This window comes from Flavobacterium aquidurense (genome assembly GCF_001404985.1).
GTDB classification, from domain to species: domain Bacteria; phylum Bacteroidota; class Bacteroidia; order Flavobacteriales; family Flavobacteriaceae; genus Flavobacterium; species Flavobacterium aquidurense_B.
Genome location: NZ_JRLF01000012.1, coordinates 1 through 19626, shown reverse-complemented (window position 1 = coordinate 19626; position 19626 = coordinate 1). Strand labels below are relative to the sequence as shown.

The 19626-nt window shown below is 36.5% G+C and carries 11 protein-coding genes, 2 tRNA genes and 3 rRNA genes; 5 read left to right on the top strand and 11 right to left on the bottom strand.

The features are described 5' to 3' along the window. Window positions 1-5 precede the first annotated feature (5 nt). Together RC62_RS11845 and scpA are read left to right on the top strand one after the other, a co-directional pair. Window positions 6-1370: a methylmalonyl-CoA mutase subunit beta gene (locus RC62_RS11845; protein ID WP_055095439.1), complete on the top strand. Its 1365-nt coding sequence runs from the start codon at window positions 6-8 to the stop codon at window positions 1368-1370. A gap of 44 nt (window positions 1371-1414) precedes the next feature. Then, complete coding sequence (scpA, locus tag RC62_RS11840; RefSeq protein WP_055095438.1) at window positions 1415-3556, top strand: methylmalonyl-CoA mutase; 2142 nt, start codon at window positions 1415-1417, stop codon at window positions 3554-3556. A 42-nt stretch (window positions 3557-3598) separates the two neighbouring features. Here the strand turns inward: scpA and RC62_RS11835 are convergent, their stop codons facing one another. The 4 genes from RC62_RS11835 to dapF all read right to left on the bottom strand — a co-directional run bounded on the left by RC62_RS11835 (window position 3599) and on the right by dapF (window position 7200). Then, window positions 3599-4252 carry a hypothetical protein gene (locus RC62_RS11835; RefSeq protein WP_055095437.1) on the bottom strand — a complete coding sequence of 218 codons (654 nt, stop codon included), beginning with the start codon at window positions 4250-4252 and terminating at the stop codon, window positions 3599-3601. A gap of 533 nt (window positions 4253-4785) precedes the next feature. Further along, window positions 4786-5826, bottom strand: a complete 1041-nt coding sequence (gene mltG, locus RC62_RS11830; RefSeq protein ID WP_055095436.1) for an endolytic transglycosylase MltG — start codon at window positions 5824-5826, stop codon at window positions 4786-4788. A 10-nt stretch (window positions 5827-5836) separates the two neighbouring features. Further along, window positions 5837-6370, bottom strand: a complete 534-nt coding sequence (locus tag RC62_RS11825; RefSeq protein ID WP_055095435.1) for a GNAT family N-acetyltransferase — start codon at window positions 6368-6370, stop codon at window positions 5837-5839. Window positions 6371-6417: 47 nt separating this feature from the next. Continuing rightward, window positions 6418-7200 (bottom strand): diaminopimelate epimerase, encoded by a 783-nt coding sequence (gene dapF, locus RC62_RS11820; RefSeq protein ID WP_055095434.1) that lies wholly within the window; start codon window positions 7198-7200, stop codon window positions 6418-6420. A gap of 138 nt (window positions 7201-7338) precedes the next feature. On the opposite strand from dapF, the gene RC62_RS11815 reads away from it, so the two are divergent. Both RC62_RS11815 and RC62_RS11810 read left to right on the top strand, forming a co-directional pair. Next, complete coding sequence (locus RC62_RS11815) at window positions 7339-8739, top strand: trypsin-like peptidase domain-containing protein (protein ID WP_055095433.1); 1401 nt, start codon at window positions 7339-7341, stop codon at window positions 8737-8739. A 230-nt stretch (window positions 8740-8969) separates the two neighbouring features. After that, a complete protein-coding gene (locus tag RC62_RS11810; protein ID WP_055095432.1) occupies window positions 8970-10418 on the top strand; it encodes a glyceraldehyde-3-phosphate dehydrogenase in 1449 nt (482 codons plus the stop codon). Between the two features lie 84 nt (window positions 10419-10502). Here RC62_RS11810 and RC62_RS11805 read toward each other — a convergent pair whose 3' ends face one another. Next, entirely contained in the window at window positions 10503-10961 is a 459-nt protein-coding gene (locus RC62_RS11805; RefSeq protein WP_055095431.1) for an Lrp/AsnC family transcriptional regulator, read from the bottom strand. A 200-nt stretch (window positions 10962-11161) separates the two neighbouring features. On the opposite strand from RC62_RS11805, the gene ald reads away from it, so the two are divergent. After that, window positions 11162-12280 carry an alanine dehydrogenase gene (ald, locus tag RC62_RS11800; RefSeq protein ID WP_055095430.1) on the top strand — a complete coding sequence of 373 codons (1119 nt, stop codon included), beginning with the start codon at window positions 11162-11164 and terminating at the stop codon, window positions 12278-12280. 84 nt (window positions 12281-12364) lie between these two features. On the opposite strand, the gene pafA is transcribed toward ald, so the two are convergent. The 6 genes from pafA to RC62_RS11770 form a co-directional block, all read right to left on the bottom strand. Continuing rightward, window positions 12365-13981, bottom strand: coding sequence for an alkaline phosphatase PafA (pafA, locus tag RC62_RS11795; RefSeq protein WP_055095429.1), 1617 nt, complete (start codon window positions 13979-13981; stop codon window positions 12365-12367). Window positions 13982-14438: 457 nt separating this feature from the next. Beyond that, a 5S ribosomal RNA gene (gene rrf, locus RC62_RS11790) occupies window positions 14439-14548 on the bottom strand. A 139-nt stretch (window positions 14549-14687) separates the two neighbouring features. Next, window positions 14688-17571, bottom strand: a 23S ribosomal RNA gene (locus tag RC62_RS11785). Window positions 17572-17718: 147 nt separating this feature from the next. Further along, window positions 17719-17792: transfer RNA gene (locus RC62_RS11780), tRNA-Ala, on the bottom strand. A gap of 107 nt (window positions 17793-17899) precedes the next feature. Further along, window positions 17900-17973: transfer RNA gene (locus RC62_RS11775), tRNA-Ile, on the bottom strand. Between the two features lie 123 nt (window positions 17974-18096). Beyond that, window positions 18097-19610, bottom strand: a 16S ribosomal RNA gene (locus RC62_RS11770). The 16S, 23S and 5S rRNA genes sit together here with 2 tRNA genes alongside, the layout of an rRNA operon. Window positions 19611-19626 lie beyond the last annotated feature (16 nt).

The following is a 19626-nucleotide window of genomic DNA, read 5'->3' as shown; positions in this document are numbered from 1 at the left end:
ACCCAATGGCTACTACCCTATTCGACGATTTTAATCCGATTTCATCCAAACAATGGAAACAAAAAATTCAGTTTGAATTAGACGGAGCTGATTATAACCAAACCGTAATCTGGAATTCTCCGGAAGACATTCAGGTAAAACCCTTTTATCATATCGACGAATTTTCTAAAGCTGCTTCGGTTAAAACCCAGGCCTCTAATTTTAAAATTTGTCAGAACATCTTTGTATACGATATCGAAAAATCGATTCAAAGAGCCTTGAACACTATCGAAAGAGGTGCTGAAAGTTTGCGTTTTACCATCGAAAACGAAAAAATAGATATTCAGAAATTATTAGAAACTCTTCCTTTAGAAAACAGAATCGTTTACTTTAATTTGAATTTTATTTCAATCGATTTCGTAAAAATATTAGACACTATTTCAATTCAGAAAAAAGCTGTTTTTTATTGCAATATAGACCCAATTGGTCATTTTGCAAGAGAAGGAAACTGGTTTACAACATCTGATAAAAATAATTTCGAAACGATCGAAAAAATAGCAAAAGCAACCACCAATCTTTCCTTAATAAGTATCGATTCAGGTTTGTATCAAAATGCAGGCGCTAACCTTACCCAACAAATTGCGTATAGTTTAGCACACGCAAACGAATATTTAAATCGTTTACCGAGTATTACACAACCATTTGTTTTTCAAATATCAGTAGGAACTAATTATTTTTTTGAAATTGCAAAACTTCGCGCTTTACGAATGCTGTTCAAATTAATTGCTTCAGAATACAATCCTGATTTAGAATGTCATTTTCTGGTTACACCAACCAAACGAAATAAAACAATTTACGATTACAATGTAAATATGTTACGCACCACAACCGAATGTATGTCTGCAATACTTGGTGGCGCTGATGCCGTCGCCAATTTACCTTATGATTCTTTGTATCATAAGGATAATGAATTTGGTGACCGAATTGCCCGCAACCAATTATTAGTTTTAAAACATGAAAGTTACTTTGATAAAGTCAATAATCCAGCAGATGGAAGTTATTATATCGAAAGTTTAACCATACAATTAGCTGAAAAAAGTTTGACTTTATTCAAAGATATTGAGGCGAATGGTGGTTTTTTAAAGCTTTTGAATGACGGAACTATCAAAAAGAAGATTCAGGAAAGTGCCGCGAAAGAACAAGAATTATTCGATTCTAAAAAAGAAGTTTTATTAGGAACGAATAAATATCCCAACAAAGACGACAAAATGAAACACGATCTCGAATTGTTTCCTTTTGTAAAAACAAAACCAAGAAAAACATTAATTACGCCTATAATCGAAAAAAGATTAGCCGAAAAACTGGAACAAGAACGTTTAGAACTTGAATAATCATTTTTAAAAGTAATTAATAAACTACTCAAAAGAGTATTTCTATGATAAGAAAAGACCTTAAACATATAAAGTTAGATGCTAAAAGTGAGAAGTTAAATGCTGATTCTAAAGATCAACATTTAAAATCTGAGAACTTTTTTACTGCAGAAGGAATCGAGCTCAAAGAAACTTATTCTGAAAAAGACATAGAGAACTTAGAGTTTCTTGATTTTGGAGCAGGTTTTGCGCCGAATTTACGCGGACCTTATGCTACTATGTACGTAAGACGCCCATGGACGATTCGTCAATATGCAGGATTTTCTACCGCAGAAGAAAGCAATGCCTTTTATAGAAGAAATTTAGCCGCAGGACAAAAAGGGCTTTCTATTGCTTTTGACTTACCAACACATCGAGGTTATGACTCCGATCACGAACGAGTGGTTGGTGATGTTGGTAAAGCAGGTGTTGCAATAGATTCTGTCGAAGACATGAAAGTGTTGTTCGATCAGATTCCGTTAGATGAAATGTCGGTTTCGATGACAATGAACGGAGCAGTTCTACCTATTATGGCTTTTTATATCGTTGCGGCGGAAGAACAAGGTGTAGCAATCGAGAAATTATCAGGAACTATCCAGAATGATATTCTGAAAGAGTTTATGGTGCGTAACACTTATATCTATCCTCCAACGCCTTCTATGAAGATTATAGCAGATATATTTGAATTTACGAGCAAAAAAATGCCCAAATTCAATTCTATCTCAATTTCCGGATATCATATGCAGGAAGCCGGTGCAACAGCTGATATTGAATTGGCTTATACTTTGGCAGACGGTTTAGAATATATTCGAACCGGTCTTTCTACGGGAATGACAATCGATGAGTTCGCTCCTCGACTTTCTTTCTTTTGGGCCATTGGCATGAATCACTTTATGGAGATTGCCAAAATGCGAGCCGGACGAATGATCTGGGCAAAATTAGTACAGCAATTTAATCCTAAAAGTGATAAATCTTTAGCTTTAAGAACTCATTGCCAAACCAGCGGATGGAGCTTAACCGAACAAGATCCTTTTAATAATGTGGCAAGAACTTGTATAGAAGCTACTGCAGCAGCTTTTGGAGGAACTCAATCTTTACATACTAATGCGTTAGACGAAGCTATTGCTTTGCCAACAGACTTTTCGGCCAGGATTGCCCGCAATACACAGATTTTTTTACAGGAAGAAACTAAAATTACCAAAACAGTCGATCCTTGGGGAGGAAGTTATTATATTGAAAGTCTGACAAATGAAATCCTGAAAAGTACCTGGAAACTCATCGAAGAAGTAGAAGAATTGGGCGGAATGACGAAAGCCATTGAAGCCGGAATTCCGAAATTAAGAATCGAAGAAGCAGCGGCCAGAAAACAAGCAAGGATAGACAGCGGACAAGACATCATTGTTGGTGTAAACCAATATCGTTTAGAGAAAGAAGATCCTTTACATATTTTGGATGTTGACAATCAAATGGTTCGTAAACAGCAAGTAGAAAGACTTGATGAAATAAAAGCAACAAGAGATACTGAAAAAGTAAATCAATCACTGGAAAAATTAATACTTTGTGCTAAATCCGGACAAGGAAACTTATTAGAAATTGCAATTGAAGCTGCTCGAAACAGAGCAACATTAGGTGAAATAAGTGATGCTCTCGAAAGTGTTTTTGGCAGATATAAAGCGCAAATTAAATCCTTTAGCGGTGTGTATAGTGCAGCAATAAAAAACGACGAGAATTTTGAAAAGGCAAAGCAATTAGCTAATGCCTTTGCTAAACAAGAGGGAAGACGTCCCAGAATTATGATTGCTAAAATGGGACAAGACGGACATGACAGGGGCGCAAAAGTTGTAGCTACAGGTTATGCCGATGTGGGTTTTGATGTGGATATTGGTCCGCTTTTTCAAACTCCGGCCGAAGCTGCCAAACAAGCAGTAGAAAATGATGTGCATATTTTGGGTGTTTCATCATTGGCTGCCGGTCATAAAACATTAGTTCCGCAAGTTATCGAAGAACTTAAAAAACACGGGCGCGAAGATATAATGGTAATTGTTGGCGGAGTAATTCCTGCACAAGACTATCAATTTTTATTTGATGCCGGTGCAGTTGCTGTTTTTGGACCAGGAACTAAAATAAGCGAAGCGGCTATAAAAATTTTAGAAATTCTAATTGATTAAAAAAAAATCCCGAAATAATTCGGGATTTTTTTTATGCTTATTCTAAATTTGATCGTGTATTGTCGCATCGCTATCAGCTTCAATACGAGAAAGATCATAACCTGCAAAAGCTTTCATATAACTTTTTAATGAAGTTCCATAAGCATCTCTAAAATGCCTGTTTCCCCTATTTTTAAAAAAGTTTTTTACAGAACCTGCTCCTCCAAGATGTGCGGCAGCTAAAATTCCCGATTCGGTAATTTCTACACCATTAATAATCTTTCCTTCATACTTTTCGATTTCATTACGTAAAATCCATTTGTTCTTGGACAGTAATGCAAGGAATGCTTTTTCTTGTAATGCAGGGTCTTTTAAAAAGGCTTTGTCATTTTGAACACCAACAGCTCTTAAAGCTTTAGAACCAAATTGGTATTTTCCCATGTAACCCAGCGAATTTACCAAACGATATTTTCCTTGAGATTCTTTAAAAGCAACTGCTTCTTTAAAACTTATCAGGCGTTTTTCTGTAAATACGACATTTACCTTTTTTTCAAGAGGATAATCATCCTCTTCTTTCGATGGAAATAAGTATTCAGATCCATCTGTTTTTTCTATTAAAAACCAAGGTTTGGTTTCTAGATTAAAGGGTTTAAAACCCAAACTTAAAAATGTAATAATAACGATCAAACTCGCATAAAAATACCACTTCTTTATCATAAATTGTTTTTCTTCAAAACGCTGTCACCCTCTTGAAATTTCTACGGTGCAAAGATAAGAAATACAAAATAATACTATAAATCAAGTAGTTACGTATTTTTAAAAATATAGATATCGGTGCTAATCCCTTTATTGATGCAGTTTTCGAGCATAAAGACGGGTGTTTTAATTTGCTTAAAAACAGCCAAAATAAAATCTTAAAAAATGTCATTTTTATCAAATTTTTATCAAATTTGTTAAAATAGCAAGATTAAGATTACATATTTTTTGTATTTTTTACACATATTTGATAACACTAAATTTACATTTTTATAAACTTTTAAAAAAAAAGAATTATGAATTAGAGAAAACTTCAACATTTAAGAATAAATAAAAAACAAATACTATTATGATATGTTCTTTGATTATCATTTTAAAATTATCCTTAAAATTGATAGATTAATAATTTATTCAAATTATAAACCTTCATATTAATTTATATAAAAAAACCGAAACTAAATGCTTCGGTTTTTTTATTGATAATTAAACAGAAATTATCTTGTTACTCCCTGACTAGCAATCCAGTCAGAATATTTTTTTGCATTTATCGTATGTTGCTCATAAGTAGAAGCAAACTCATGATATCCAAAACGATCTATACTGGCACAGAAATAAATATAATCATGTTTTTCAGGATTTAAAACTGCATCAACAGCTGTAATATCAGGCATAGCTATTGGCCCAGGAGGAAGTCCAATATTTACATAAGTATTGTATGGAGATTTCATAACTAAATCATTATAAAAAACCCTCTTAATTACCTGATCAAAATTATTGTCTCTTAATTTTAAGGCGTAGATAACGGTTGGATCAGCCTGTAAAGGCATTTCTAAGCGCAAACGGTTTAAATAAACGCCTGCAATACGAGGTCTTTCATCTTTTTTAACGGACTCTTTATGAACAATAGAAGCTAAAATTGTAGCTTGTACAGGAGTTAAGCCTTGTTTCTTTGCTTTTTCGATTCTATCAGGTGTCCAGAAGTTATGATATTCTTTGATCATTTTATCACGGAATTTCTCTGCAGAAGTATTCCAGTAAATCTCATATGTATTTGGGATAAACATCGCAAATACATTTTCTTCGTTAAATCCATTTTCTTTTAGAAATGCAGGATCTTTTATAGCTTTCATTAATGATAAACTATCGGCTTCTATTTCAGAACCTATTCTTCCGGCAAAATTCTCTAAACGTTCCTGATTATTAAAAGCTAATTTTACAGGAATATTTGCTCGCATAGCACGAACCAAGTCGATATTATTCATGTCTTTTTTAAGTAAAAAACGACCTGATTTTACATTTTCAGGATAGCTTCTTTTATTCGCTACCATTTCAAAATTATCGAAATTCTTAATATAAGGGGATAGTATTTTCTTTACGTCTGCATAATTTGCATCTGTTGGAACGTAGACATAGAGTTCTTTTTCCTCGAATTTAGTATTGGCACTGAATATTTTACTAATTAAAATAAATCCGTAAATCATTAATACTGAAATTACGGCTACAGCAGTTATTGTGATGATTTTTTTTAAGCTCAAAGTATAAAGTTTAAATTTGTTTGTTAATTAATTGAAAAATTGCTTCGTCTTGATAGTGGTTATTTAGCAAAATCCAATCTTTTTTAATTCCTATCTTCTCAAAGCCAAATTTAGTAAAAAGTGCTATACTTGCTACATTTCCTACAGCAATATTTGCATATAATTGATGTAAATTTAAATTATGAAAAGAATAGTTGATTAAAAGTTCTAATGCCTCAGAACCAATTTTTTGATTTCTATGTTCCCCTTTCTGAATAACAATTCCAACACCTGCCCGATTATTTTTAGGGTCAAATTCGAATAAATCAATCAAACCAATTGCAGGAAAATCCTGGTCCTGACAAATCGCCAAACGCAATTGCTTAGCTTCGTAAATATCCTGTTGTGCATTTTCAAGATACTGACGAACCAAAAATCTACTGTAAGGTGTTTGTGTATTACTGACTTCCCAAATGTTTTCATCATTTTCCATCGCATACACAAACTCTAAATCATTAGGTTCTAATGCACGCAGATAAATATTTTCTCCTTTGAGTGTTATCATTTATAAATTATAGATTGCAGATTTTAGATTTTCAAAAACTATACTTTTTAAATTTCTATTGTTCCTTTAAAGACAAATTTTGCAGGTCCTGTTAGGAAAACATTGGTGAAATGATCCCCAAGTTTATCAAAAGAAACAACCAGTTTTCCTCCTTCGACGTTAAGATTAATAGAGGTTTTATCTGTTTCGCCAATTGCATTCATAGCAATTGCAACTGCTGTTGCACCTGTACCACAAGCAAGAGTTTCATCTTCGACACCTCTTTCATAAGTACGAAGTGAAAAAGTATCATCATCAACTTTTTTTACAAAATTAATATTACTCCCTTTTTCTCCATATAATTCACCATAACGAATTGCAGCCCCGTTATCTTTTACATTATAATGTTCTAAATCTTCAACAATCTGAACATGATGTGGAGAACCTGTATTTAAAAAGGTATAAGAATCTTTTTTTTGTACTTCGTCAACATCAATCATTTGTAATGAAATAATAGCATCATCTCCAACCGAAGCATGATGTAAACCGTCTGTAGCGATAAATGTAGTTTTGTTTTCAATAACACCTAATTGATTAGCAAATGCTACTAAACATCGACCTCCGTTTCCGCACATTGAACTCTGATTTCCATCTGAATTATAATACACCATTTTGAAATCAGTTTCAGCATCATTTTCAAGTAAAATAAGTCCGTCTGCTCCTATTCCGAAACGTCTGTCACACAGTCTTTCAATCAATTTAATGTCTTCTTTTGGAAAGAAATCTGAACGGTTGTCAATCATTACAAAATCGTTTCCGGTACCTTGATATTTATAAAATTCTATTTGCATTTTTTCCTGATTAATAATACAAAAGTACAAACAAATAATTAATGAAATGTTAATCAATGTTAAAGAGAGTTAAACCATTTTATTCGTTAATTTTTTGAATTATTTTTACCTAAAATAACTTAAACATAAATTATAATCATGAAAAGACTTTCAACCTTATTTTTGGTTTCACTACTTAGTGGTGCTACTACTCTTGGTGCTTACAAGTTATTATTTGAAAGCAACAATTCTTTTTTTGGAAGACAAAATTCTGTTGTTACTCTTGCCCCAAATTCATTCGGAAAGAATGTAGCATTATCTGCTGAAACAGTCGATTTTACAGCTGCTGCAGATAAAACAATCCATACTGTTGTTCACGTAAAAAATGTGTCACGAAGAACAGTTAGTAATCCTATGATGGAATTTTTCTATGGTTACGGTGGTCAGCAGCAGCAAGAACAAGTTGGGACTGGATCTGGTGTAATTATTTCGGAAGACGGATACATAGTTACAAACAATCACGTAATTAAAGATGCTACAGAAATCGAAATTACATTAAACAATAAAAAATCATATAAAGCAAAATTAATTGGTACCGATTCTAAAATGGATATCGCGTTATTAAAAATTGATGCTAATGAAAAATTACCATATACTGCTTTTGCCAATTCAGATTCTGTAAAAATTGGTGAGTGGGTTTTGGCCGTTGGAAATCCATACAATTTAACTTCGACTGTTACTGCGGGAATTGTTTCGGCAAAAGCAAGAAATTTAGATACAAATGGAATTCAATCTTTTATTCAGACTGATGCCGCAGTAAACCCTGGTAATAGTGGTGGTGCATTGGTAAATACAAGAGGTGAATTGATTGGTATAAATACTATGATATCATCCATGACAGGTTCTTATGTGGGATATTCATTTGCAGTTCCTTCAAATATCGCTAGAAAAATCATTGAAGATATTATGGAATTTGGAAATGTTCAAAGAGGAATTCTTGGTGTTGAAGGTGGTGAATTGAATAGTACAGCTTCAAAAGAATTAGGCGTTACTGAAACGCAAGGTTTTTACATTAGTAAAGTCTCTAAAAATTCAGGAGCAGAAAAAGCTGGTCTTGGTAAAGGTGATATTATCATAAAACTTGATGACCAAAATATTGCAACTTATGCTGATCTTTCCGGTTATATCAATACAAAACGACCAAATGATGTTGTTAAAGTAACATATGTAAAAGACGGTAAAACGAAAACGGTTCCCGTAACTTTAAGTAAAAATGAATTTTATAGTACCGAATTTAAAGGAATTGAGTTAGAAAATATAGATGCTGCTGACAAAAAGAAATTCAGAATTGATTATGGTGTAAAAATCAGAAACATTAATAATGAAAATTTAATGCAATATCAAAATGAGTTGCAGGGCAATATTATTTTAAGCATTGATAATGTAAAAGCAACAAACATCGAGACGGTTTCTAAACTTTTAAATAAAAAAGATGAGGGTCAAAGCGTGCGTCTTGAAATGATTAATAAAAACGGAGAAATTCTTAGAATTATTATTTAAAAATTGCCACAATATTGAGGTCCCAGTTTACAGTCACAGTATTCAGTTTTCGAAACTGTAAACTGGGACTGCGACTGAAAAACTTCAAAAAAAAGCCATCTTAACGAAATAAGGTGGCTTTTTTATTTTCAAAAATAAATCACAAAATAGTTTACGAAATCGATTGAAATGGATACTTTTGCGCAAAATTTAAAAATATTAGTGTATTTATTTTTTCAATTTAATCAATTATGAGTAAAAAATCTTTATACCAAAAAGAGGTATCATTACAAGTCGACCGAAGAAGAGCTGGGGTCGAATTAATTAAAATCATAAGCGATTTATGGTATGACAAATCCATAGAAATGGTTTTATTCAAGAATCAGTTATTGGATAAAAATGTCAGCGATATTATCAATTTGCATCAATACGCAGGTGAATTTGTAGGCAAGCCTATTACTATCTTTGATTCAGTTGAAATCGCAAAAGTTGTGTTATCATTAGATCTTCCTCCGGCAAAATTAGATCTTGGAAAATTGACTTACGAATATGGTTTGGAGGATGAAAAATATCCAGATGCCAGATATTTTGTAATCGATAAATTGAAAAAGGCAAAATCATCAGAAGAAATTCAGCCAAAAGATGTCGTTTTGTATGGTTTTGGAAGAATTGGTAGATTATTGGCCAGAGAACTAATGTCAAAAACCGGAAAAGGAAACCAATTGCGCCTGAGAGCAATTGTAACACGCGACAAAAATGATGCGACCACATTAGAGAAACGAGCATCTCTTTTGCGATATGATTCTATTCATGGAGATTTTCAAGGATCTGTAATCGCAGATCCCAAAAATAATGCATTAATTATAAATGGTACTACTGTACATATCATAACTGCAAATTCACCAGAAGAAATTGATTACACACTATACGGAATCAATGATGCACTAGTAATTGATAATACTGGGGCTTTTACTACTGAAGCAGCTTTAAAAAGACATTTGACATCTCAAGGAGTTAGTAAGGTTTTATTAACAGCACCAGGTAAAGGAATACCTAATATTGTTCACGGTGTAAATCATAATGAATACAATCCTGATCAAATTGATATTTTTTCGGCAGCGTCTTGTACTACAAATGCAATAACACCTGTTTTAAAAGTTATTGAAGACACTTTGGGAGTAATAAAAGGTCACTTAGAAACTATTCATGCTTATACAAATGACCAAAATTTGGTTGATAACATGCATAAAAAGTACCGTCGTGGAAGAGCCGCAGCGTTAAATATGGTTATTACAGAAACAGGTGCCGGAAATGCCGTAGAAAAAGCGCTGCCATCATTAGAAGGAAAATTAACTTCTAATGCGATTAGAGTACCAGTACCAAATGGTTCATTAGTAGTTTTAAATTTAGAAGTTAAAAAAGCTACTTCTATTTCTGCCATTAACAAAATCATGAAAAAATATGCTCTGGAAGGAGAATTAGTAGAGCAGATTAAATATTCTTTAAATAACGAATTAGTTTCATCTGATATTGTTGGAACATCTGCTCCATCAATTTATGATAGTAACGCTACAATAGTATCTAAGGACGGTAAAAATATTGTACTTTACATTTGGTATGACAATGAATATGGTTATAGCCACCAAGTAATTCGATTAGCAAAATATATTGCTAAAGTTAGACGTTTCACTTACTATTAATATAAAACCAAAACCGCTATTTTTAAAACCATCAAGTTTAACTTGGTGGTTTTTTATTTAAAAATTAATATCAATTGTTTAAAACTATATAGGCAAAACAGTTGTGCTTTTTACTTCTGAAATAACAAAAACAGTATTTATAAGTGATACTTCCGGTAATACAGATAGTTTTTTTTGATGAAACTGATGGTAGCTTTCCATATCCGGAATGATAATTTTTAACATATAATCAAAGTTCCCCGATACATAATTACATTCAACGACTTCAGGTAAATTTAAAATTGATTGATTAAATCCTTCTGATGTATCATATGTTTGTTTTGTTAAAGTAACCTGACAATAAACAGTAAGATTATTACCTAGCTTTTTCTTGTTCAAAATCGATACATATTTTTCAATAACACCTTCTTTTTCAAGACGTTTCACACGATCATGAACAGGCGTTAAAGACAAATTTATTTTGTTTGCAATATCTTTTAAAGTATAATGCGCATTTTCCTGCAAAAGTCGTAAGATTTTTTTGTCAATTTCATCTAAAGCCATAGCGAAAACGTTTTCTGTAGTTAATGAAATTTAGTCATTTTTTCTTTTTGAGTAAGCTAACTTACTTTAAAAAAGAATATTTTTCTGTAAAAGTATCAAATAAAATAATATTTTCTTATTTATCATCACTTAATCCATAATATATTCTCTATCTGTAGTTTTGTAAAAACAATTTCAATAAAAACAAAAAAATATAACAAATGATAATAGGTGTTCCAAAAGAAATAAAAAATAATGAAAACCGCGTAGCTTTAACTCCTGCAGGTGTTTCGGAAATGAAAAAACATGGACATACAGTTTATGTTCAGGCAACTGCCGGATTAGGAAGTGGTTTTATAGATCAAGAGTATACAGATGCCGGTGCAGTAGTTTTAGCAACTATTGAAGAAGTATATGCTATAGCTGAAATGATCATTAAAGTAAAAGAACCAATTGCATCTGAATATCCATTAATTAAAAAAGATCAATTATTATTTACTTACTTCCACTTTGCTTCATCAGAGCCATTAACTCACGCTATGCTTGAAAAAGGCGCTGTATGTTTAGCTTATGAAACAGTAGAGAAAACGGATCGTAGTTTACCTTTATTAGTTCCAATGTCTGAAGTTGCAGGTCGTATGGCTATTCAACAAGGAGCAAAATACCTTGAAAAACCATTAAAAGGAAGAGGTATCCTTTTAGGCGGAGTTCCTGGTGTACCTCCTGCTAAAGTTTTAGTTTTAGGTGGAGGAATCGTTGGAACTCAAGCAGCAAAAATGGCTGCTGGTCTAGGAGCTCAGGTAACTATTATGGATTTAAGTTTGCCACGTTTACGTCAATTGGATGACATCATGCCAGCAAATGTAAATACAGAAATGTCTAACCATTATAATATCACTAGAGCAATTAAAGATGCTGACTTAATTGTAGGAGCTGTTTTAATTCCAGGAGCAAAAGCACCTCACTTAATTACTCGTGATATGCTTAAATTAATGCGTCCGGGAACTGTAGTTGTTGACGTTGCAGTTGACCAGGGAGGATGTATTGAAACTTGTACTCCTACAACACACGAAAATCCTACTTTTATTATTGATGATATTGTTCATTATTGTGTAGCAAATATGCCAGGAGCTGTTCCTTACACTTCTACATTAGCTTTAACTAATGCTACTTTACCTTATGCTGTACAATTAGCAAACAAAGGATGGGAAAAAGCTTGTAATGAAAACGAAGAATTGAAAAAAGGATTAAACATTGCAAATGGAAAAATCCTTTACAAAGGAGTTGCAGAAGCTTGGAATCTTCCTTTCAATGAAGAATTAGTGTTAGCAAACGCATAGTGTTAACATTAAAATAAGTGCTTACTAAAACACTGTAAAAAGGCTTTTCTTAATTGAAAAGCCTTTTTTTTTTGTATAATAAAACTATTTTTCATCTAAAACTTCTTGCAATACTTTTGCTTCCGTTCCATTAGGAAAAGATACCTTAATTTTTTGAGCAATTGTTGGAGCAATTTCAGTAATAGCCTTTTTATCATAAGACTCTCCTTTTTTAATATGCCATCCGTAAAAAATTGCCGGCACATGAGTATCATAACTATAAGGTGTTCCATGAGAAGTTCCTGTAGTTGAATATTCGATATCTCCAGGCTTATCAATGATAACCAAATCACCATTTTGAGTTACATCATACCCTTTTGCAACAAAATTTAAATAATAATCATTTCCTGAATTAGCTAAAATTTCTTCTTCAGTATATACCTTTTTAACTTGTGGTTGTGAAATCAAAAATTCTTTAAAAGCTTGTTTGACTTTAACCAACTCTAATCCTTTGTCTTTGATAATTTGCTTATTGAAGAAAATATTAAAATTTGAGTAATTTAAAATTAAGTCTACACCAAAAGTTTTTGTGGAGAAATCCTGCAAGCTTTTTTTAACATCTTTTGAAGGATAATTATCTACATTATATTTTCTGTCTTTTAAATAAATAACATTTTCAGCACCGGCATGATCTGCAGTCAGAAAAAGTAAATAATTATCCTTGCCCACTGTTTTGTCCAAATAATTCAAAAAATCAGCAATAATCTGATCTAATCTTAAATAAGTATCTTGAAGTTCCATCGAACGAGGCCCAAGAAGATGTCCAACATAATCCGTTGAAGAGAAACTTACAGTTAAAAAATCCGTAATATTATCTTTTCCTAATTCTTCTTTTTCAATAGCTTTCATAGCAAATTCAGCTAAAAGATCATTCCCATAAGGAGTTGCTCTTAGAACTCCTGCATCATTCTTCTCATACATTTTTTTTAAATCATAAGGAAAAACAGGGGCAGCACTACCATATAATTTACCTTCATATGGATTATTATCCGGCAAACTTTCATTATAAGTCGAAACAGGTTTATACAAATCCCAACCTTTATTAATATAAGGCATATAATGTTTCTCATTATTGAATTGAGTTACCCATTCAGGTAATTTTTCACCATAAAAAGTACTCGAAATAAAAGAACCAGTTTTACTATACCAGAATGCCCAATTTGCAAAATGACCTGCTGGTAAAATTGCACCACGATCTTTAAGACTCATTCCAATAACTTTCCCTTCGAAATTGGTTGCCATTCTAACTTCATCTGTAATTGTAGTGCTTTGAAGGTTTTTTGGAGACATCGCACCTTCTTCTACTGTACCATCTCCCACTGTTTTTACTCCAGCATCATCTGTACAATACATTTCTTTACCAAGAGTTCTACTGAACCACTCATTTCCTACAATTCCATGTGTTGCAGGCGTTGTACCTGTATAAATAGAAGCATGCCCCGGGGCTGTGTAAGTTGGCATATAATTATAATGCATATTCTGAAAAGTATACCCATTATTCATCAATCTCTTAAATCCATTTGGTGAAAAATCATCTGAAAACCGATATAAATATTCCATTTTCATTTGATCTACTACAATACCTACTACCAACTTAGGACGCTGTTGAGCACTTAAATTTGAGACAACAAACAATGTCAACAATACAATACTTTTTTTCATACTTAAAATTATAATATTTAATACAAAAATACAGATTCACATTTAGATAGGCTAATACACCATAATCTAAAACCTAAAAATGATTATAATTTAACAGAAAGTTTTGCGGAAAACAATTTAACAATTGATTTTGGCGTTTCCCTCCGGGTCGGGCTGTCCGCTAAATCTTTTGCGGAAGGTTTTCGGTAAGGCTTCGCCAGGTGTTTATAGACCGCAAAAGGATATCGCTTCCATCCCTAACGCAATTCCAGGGTAAACAAGGGGTTTATTTTGGTTGCATTTCTTTTTATCTAACAATTGAAAAGTCGGAACTATTATAACCTAAAAAATCCCCATCATTTAGGTAATGGGGATTTTTTAAAAGAAATTCGTTTTCGATAGTTACCGCATTGCGGTATAATTGCGGTTTTTTATAAAAACAAAAAACCCTGATTCTTTCGAAACAGGGTTTTAAAAAGAAAGGCGACGACATACTCTCCCACATAACTGCAGTACCATCTGCGCAGGCGGGCTTAACTACTCTGTTCGGGATGGGAAGAGGTGAGCCCCGCCGCAATAACCACCTTAAGGTCGTTTTTGCAATGGGTAACCAGATTAACTGATCAACATTACATAATATCTTAACATACTGAGATAAAGAAAAGTATTTTTATTTATTATTTTTAGAAAGTTTCTTCTCCCCGATTTGCATCGGGGAGAAAAGGGTGTACATAAGCTTACGGATTATTAGTACTACTCGACTATGACATTACTGCCTTTACATCTATAGCCTATCAACGTGGTCATCTTCCACGATCCTTAAAAGAAATCTCATCTTGTGGTGGGTTTCGCGCTTATATGCTTTCAGCGCTTATCCCTTCCAAACGTAGCTACTCTGCGGTGCCCCTGGCGGGACAACAGATACACTAGAGGTTTGTCCAATTCGGTCCTCTCGTACTAGAATCAGATCCACTCAAATTTCTAACGCCCACAGTAGATAGAGACCGAACTGTCTCACGACGTTCTGAACCCAGCTCGCGTGCCACTTTAATGGGCGAACAGCCCAACCCTTGGGACCTTCTCCAGCCCCAGGATGTGACGAGCCGACATCGAGGTGCCAAACCCCCCCGTCGATATGAGCTCTTGGGGGAGATCAGCCTGTTATCCCCGGCGTACCTTTTATCCTTTGAGCGATGGCCCTTCCATGCGGAACCACCGGATCACTATGCTCTACTTTCGTACCTGATCGACCTGTATGTCTCTCAGTCAAGCTCCCTTATGCCATTGCACTCTACGCACGGTTACCAAGCGTACTGAGGGAACCTTTAGAAGCCTCCGTTACTCTTTTGGAGGCGACCACCCCAGTCAAACTACCCACCAAGCAATGTCCCCCGATACTCGGGGTTAGGCCTCAGATAAACAAAGGGTTGTATTTCAACAATGACTCCACAACGCCTGGCGACGCCACTTCACAGTCTCCAACCTATCCTACACATCATTTATCCAAGGTCAATACTAAGCTATAGTAAAGGTGCACAGGGTCTTTTCGTCCCACTGCGGGTAAACGGCATCTTCACCGTTACTACAATTTCACCGAGCTCATGGCTGAGACAGTGTCCAGATCGTTACACCATTCGTGCAGGTCGGAACTTACCCGACAAGGAATTTCGCTACCTTAGGACCGTTATAGTTACGGCCGCCGTTTACTGGGGCTTCAATTCAATGCTTCTCCGAAGATAACATCTCCTCTTAACCTTCCAGCACCGGGCAGGTGTCAGGCCCTATACTTCATCTTACGATTTTGCAGAGCCCTGTGTTTTTGATAAACAGTCGCCTGGACCTCTTCACTGCGGCCCCCATTGCTGGGGGCGACCTTTCTCCCGAAGTTACAGGTCTATTTTGCCTAATTCCTTAGCCATGAATCTCTCGAGCACCTTAGGATTCTCTCCTCAACTACCTGTGTCGGTTTACGGTACTGGTACTAATTACCTGAAGTTTAGAGGTTTTTCTTGGAAGCCCTTAGGCGCACTATCTCTTTGTCCGAAGACTCCGAGTACTATCGTATTTCCCCAAGACGCGTGGATTTGCCTGCGCATCTTATAGGTAGGTACTTCAACGAACTATTCCGTCAGTTCGCGGCGCTTTCATCACTCCGTCACCCCATCACAGTAATTAGTAGTACGGGAATATTAACCCGTTAGCCATCGACTGTCCCTTTCGGGTTCGCCTTAGGACCAGACTAACCCACAGCTGATTAGCATAGCTGTGGAAACCTTAGTTTTTCGGTGTGCGGGTTTCTCGCCCGCATTATCGTTACTTATGCCTACATTTTCTTTTCTAACCAGTCCAGCATACCTTACGATACACCTTCAACCCTGTTAGAATGCTCCCCTACCACTTAGAGTAAACTCTAAATCCATAGCTTCGGTAATATACTTATGCCCGATTATTATCCATGCTCGTCCGCTCGACTAGTGAGCTGTTACGCACTCTTTAAATGAATGGCTGCTTCCAAGCCAACATCCTAGCTGTCTGGGCAGACAAACCTCGTTCTTTCAACTTAGTATATATTTGGGGACCTTAGCTGATGGTCTGGGTTCTTTCCCTCTCGGACTTGGACCTTAGCACCCAAGCCCTCACTGCTGTGAAACATTATATAGCATTCGGAGTTTGTCAGGAATTGGTAGGCGGTGAAGCCCCCGCATCCAATCAGTAGCTCTACCTCTATATAACTTTATGCACAGCGCTGCACCTAAATGCATTTCGGGGAGTACGAGCTATTTCCGAGTTTGATTGGCCTTTCACCCCTACCCACAGGTCATCCGAAGACTTTTCAACGTCAACCGGTTCGGTCCTCCACTGTGTGTTACCACAGCTTCAACCTGCCCATGGGTAGATCACACGGTTTCGCGTCTAACACTACTGACTAAAGCGCCCTATTCAGACTCGCTTTCGCTACGGATCCGTGGCTTAACCACTTAACCTTGCCAGCAACGTTAACTCGTAGGCTCATTATGCAAAAGGCACGCCGTCACCCCACGAAAGGGCTCCGACCGCTTGTAAGCGTATGGTTTCAGGATCTATTTCACTCCGTTATTCACGGTTCTTTTCACCTTTCCCTCACGGTACTGGTTCACTATCGGTCTCTCAGGAGTATTTAGCCTTAGCGGATGGTCCCGCCAAATTCAGACAGGGTTTCACGTGCCCCGCCCTACTCAGGATACCACTATCTATTATACTCGTTACCCATACGGGACTATCACCCTCTATGGTGTCACTTTCCAGTAACTTCCGGTTCCTTGTACATAAAATGTCGTGGTCCTACAACCCCAACATTGCCGTAACAACATTGGTTTGGGCTAATCCGCGTTCGCTCGCCACTACTTACGGAATCACTTTTGTTTTCTTCTCCTCCGCCTACTTAGATGTTTCAGTTCAGCGGGTTTGCCCACCTATCGGTGTACTATGTCTTCAACATAGTGGGTTGCCCCATTCAGGTATCTGCGGATCAATCGGTGTGTGCCCGTCCCCGCAGCTTTTCGCAGCTTATCACGCCTTTCATCGCCTCTGAGAGCCAAGGCATCCCCCATACGCCCTTATTTTGCTTATTGTACCAATCATAAAATCAATTATGACCGTTTTTTTTTGTCTTTTATTATTTGTATTACTACTATAACAAAAAACGCTTTCTACTTTTTATTATTTTCTTATCTCAATATGTCAATGAACTTTTATTTACTATATTTATAGTAAATCAGTGGAGAATAACGGAGTCGAACCGTTGACCTCCTGCGTGCAAGGCAGGCGCTCTAGCCAGCTGAGCTAATCCCCCATTTCTTAAATCTTAGATTATAGAATTCAGATTTTAGATTTCTAATTCTTCTCTAATTTCTTTGGTGAATTCCAACTTCCAGAATTTCCTTTTTTTAAGTTAAATAGTAGTCCCGGGCAGACTCGAACTGCCGACCCCTACATTATCAGTGTAGTACTCTAACCAGCTGAGCTACGAGACTCTGTTTTACTTAAAATTTATTATTTGAACTAACAGCAAGAGTAAAATAGCCTTAAAATTATAATCCCATAAAGCTTCTTCTTTTTTCCCCAGCGTGTGTTTCCACTAACACTCAGGGCTCTAGAAAGGAGGTGTTCCAGCCGCACCTTCCGGTACGGCTACCTTGTTACGACTTAGCCCTAGTTACCAGTTTTACCCTAGGCAGCTCCTTGCGGTCACCGACTTCAGGCACCCCCAGCTTCCATGGCTTGACGGGCGGTGTGTACAAGGCCCGGGAACGTATTCACCGGATCATGGCTGATATCCGATTACTAGCGATTCCAGCTTCACGGAGTCGAGTTGCAGACTCCGATCCGAACTGTGACCGGTTTTATAGATTCGCTCCTGGTCGCCCAGTGGCTGCTCTCTGTACCGGCCATTGTAGCACGTGTGTAGCCCAAGGCGTAAGGGCCGTGATGATTTGACGTCATCCCCACCTTCCTCACAGTTTGCACTGGCAGTCTTGTTAGAGTTCCCGACATGACTCGCTGGCAACTAACAACAGGGGTTGCGCTCGTTATAGGACTTAACCTGACACCTCACGGCACGAGCTGACGACAACCATGCAGCACCTTGTAAATTGTCTTGCGAAAGTTCTGTTTCCAAAACGGTCAATCTACATTTAAGCCTTGGTAAGGTTCCTCGCGTATCATCGAATTAAACCACATGCTCCACCGCTTGTGCGGGCCCCCGTCAATTCCTTTGAGTTTCATTCTTGCGAACGTACTCCCCAGGTGGGATACTTATCACTTTCGCTTAGCCACTGAGATTGCTCCCAACAGCTAGTATCCATCGTTTACGGCGTGGACTACCAGGGTATCTAATCCTGTTCGCTACCCACGCTTTCGTCCATCAGCGTCAATCCATTAGTAGTAACCTGCCTTCGCAATTGGTATTCCATGTAATCTCTAAGCATTTCACCGCTACACTACATATTCTAGTTACTTCCTAATAATTCAAGTTTAACAGTATCAATGGCCGTTCCACCGTTGAGCGATGGGCTTTCACCACTGACTTATTAAACCGCCTACGGACCCTTTAAACCCAATGATTCCGGATAACGCTTGGATCCTCCGTATTACCGCGGCTGCTGGCACGGAGTTAGCCGATCCTTATTCTTACGATACCGTCAAGCTGCTACACGTAGCAGTGTTTCTTCTCGTATAAAAGCAGTTTACAATCCATAGGACCGTCATCCTGCACGCGGCATGGCTGGATCAGGCTTGCGCCCATTGTCCAATATTCCTCACTGCTGCCTCCCGTAGGAGTCTGGTCCGTGTCTCAGTACCAGTGTGGGGGATCTCCCTCTCAGGACCCCTACCCATCGTAGCCTTGGTAAGCCGTTACCTTACCAACTAGCTAATGGGACGCATGCTCATCTTTTACCGTTGTGACTTTAATTATAAAATGATGCCATTTCATAATACTATGAGGTATTAATCCAAATTTCTCTGGGCTATCCCTCTGTAAAAGGTAGATTGCATACGCGTTACGCACCCGTGCGCCGGTCTCTACTTCCGAAGAAGCATACCCCTCGACTTGCATGTGTTAAGCCTGCCGCTAGCGTTCATCCTGAGCCAGGATCAAACTCTTCATCGTATATTGTTGATCTTAA

Bases quoted from the DNA above. Each gene is read 5' to 3' on its own strand.
- RC62_RS11845 (WP_055095439.1), top strand. From the start codon at position 6: ATGGCTACTACCCTATTCGACGATTTTAATCCGATTTCATCCAAACAA.
- scpA (WP_055095438.1), top strand. From the start codon at position 1,415: ATGATAAGAAAAGACCTTAAACATATAAAGTTAGATGCTAAAAGTGAG.
- RC62_RS11835 (WP_055095437.1), bottom strand. From the start codon at position 4,252: ATGATAAAGAAGTGGTATTTTTATGCGAGTTTGATCGTTATTATTACA.
- RC62_RS11825 (WP_055095435.1), bottom strand. From the start codon at position 6,370: ATGATAACACTCAAAGGAGAAAATATTTATCTGCGTGCATTAGAACCT.
- dapF (WP_055095434.1), bottom strand. From the start codon at position 7,200: ATGCAAATAGAATTTTATAAATATCAAGGTACCGGAAACGATTTTGTA.
- RC62_RS11815 (WP_055095433.1), top strand. From the start codon at position 7,339: ATGAAAAGACTTTCAACCTTATTTTTGGTTTCACTACTTAGTGGTGCT.
- RC62_RS11810 (WP_055095432.1), top strand. From the start codon at position 8,970: ATGAGTAAAAAATCTTTATACCAAAAAGAGGTATCATTACAAGTCGAC.
- RC62_RS11805 (WP_055095431.1), bottom strand. From the start codon at position 10,961: ATGGCTTTAGATGAAATTGACAAAAAAATCTTACGACTTTTGCAGGAA.
- ald (WP_055095430.1), top strand. From the start codon at position 11,162: ATGATAATAGGTGTTCCAAAAGAAATAAAAAATAATGAAAACCGCGTA.
- pafA (WP_055095429.1), bottom strand. From the start codon at position 13,981: ATGAAAAAAAGTATTGTATTGTTGACATTGTTTGTTGTCTCAAATTTA.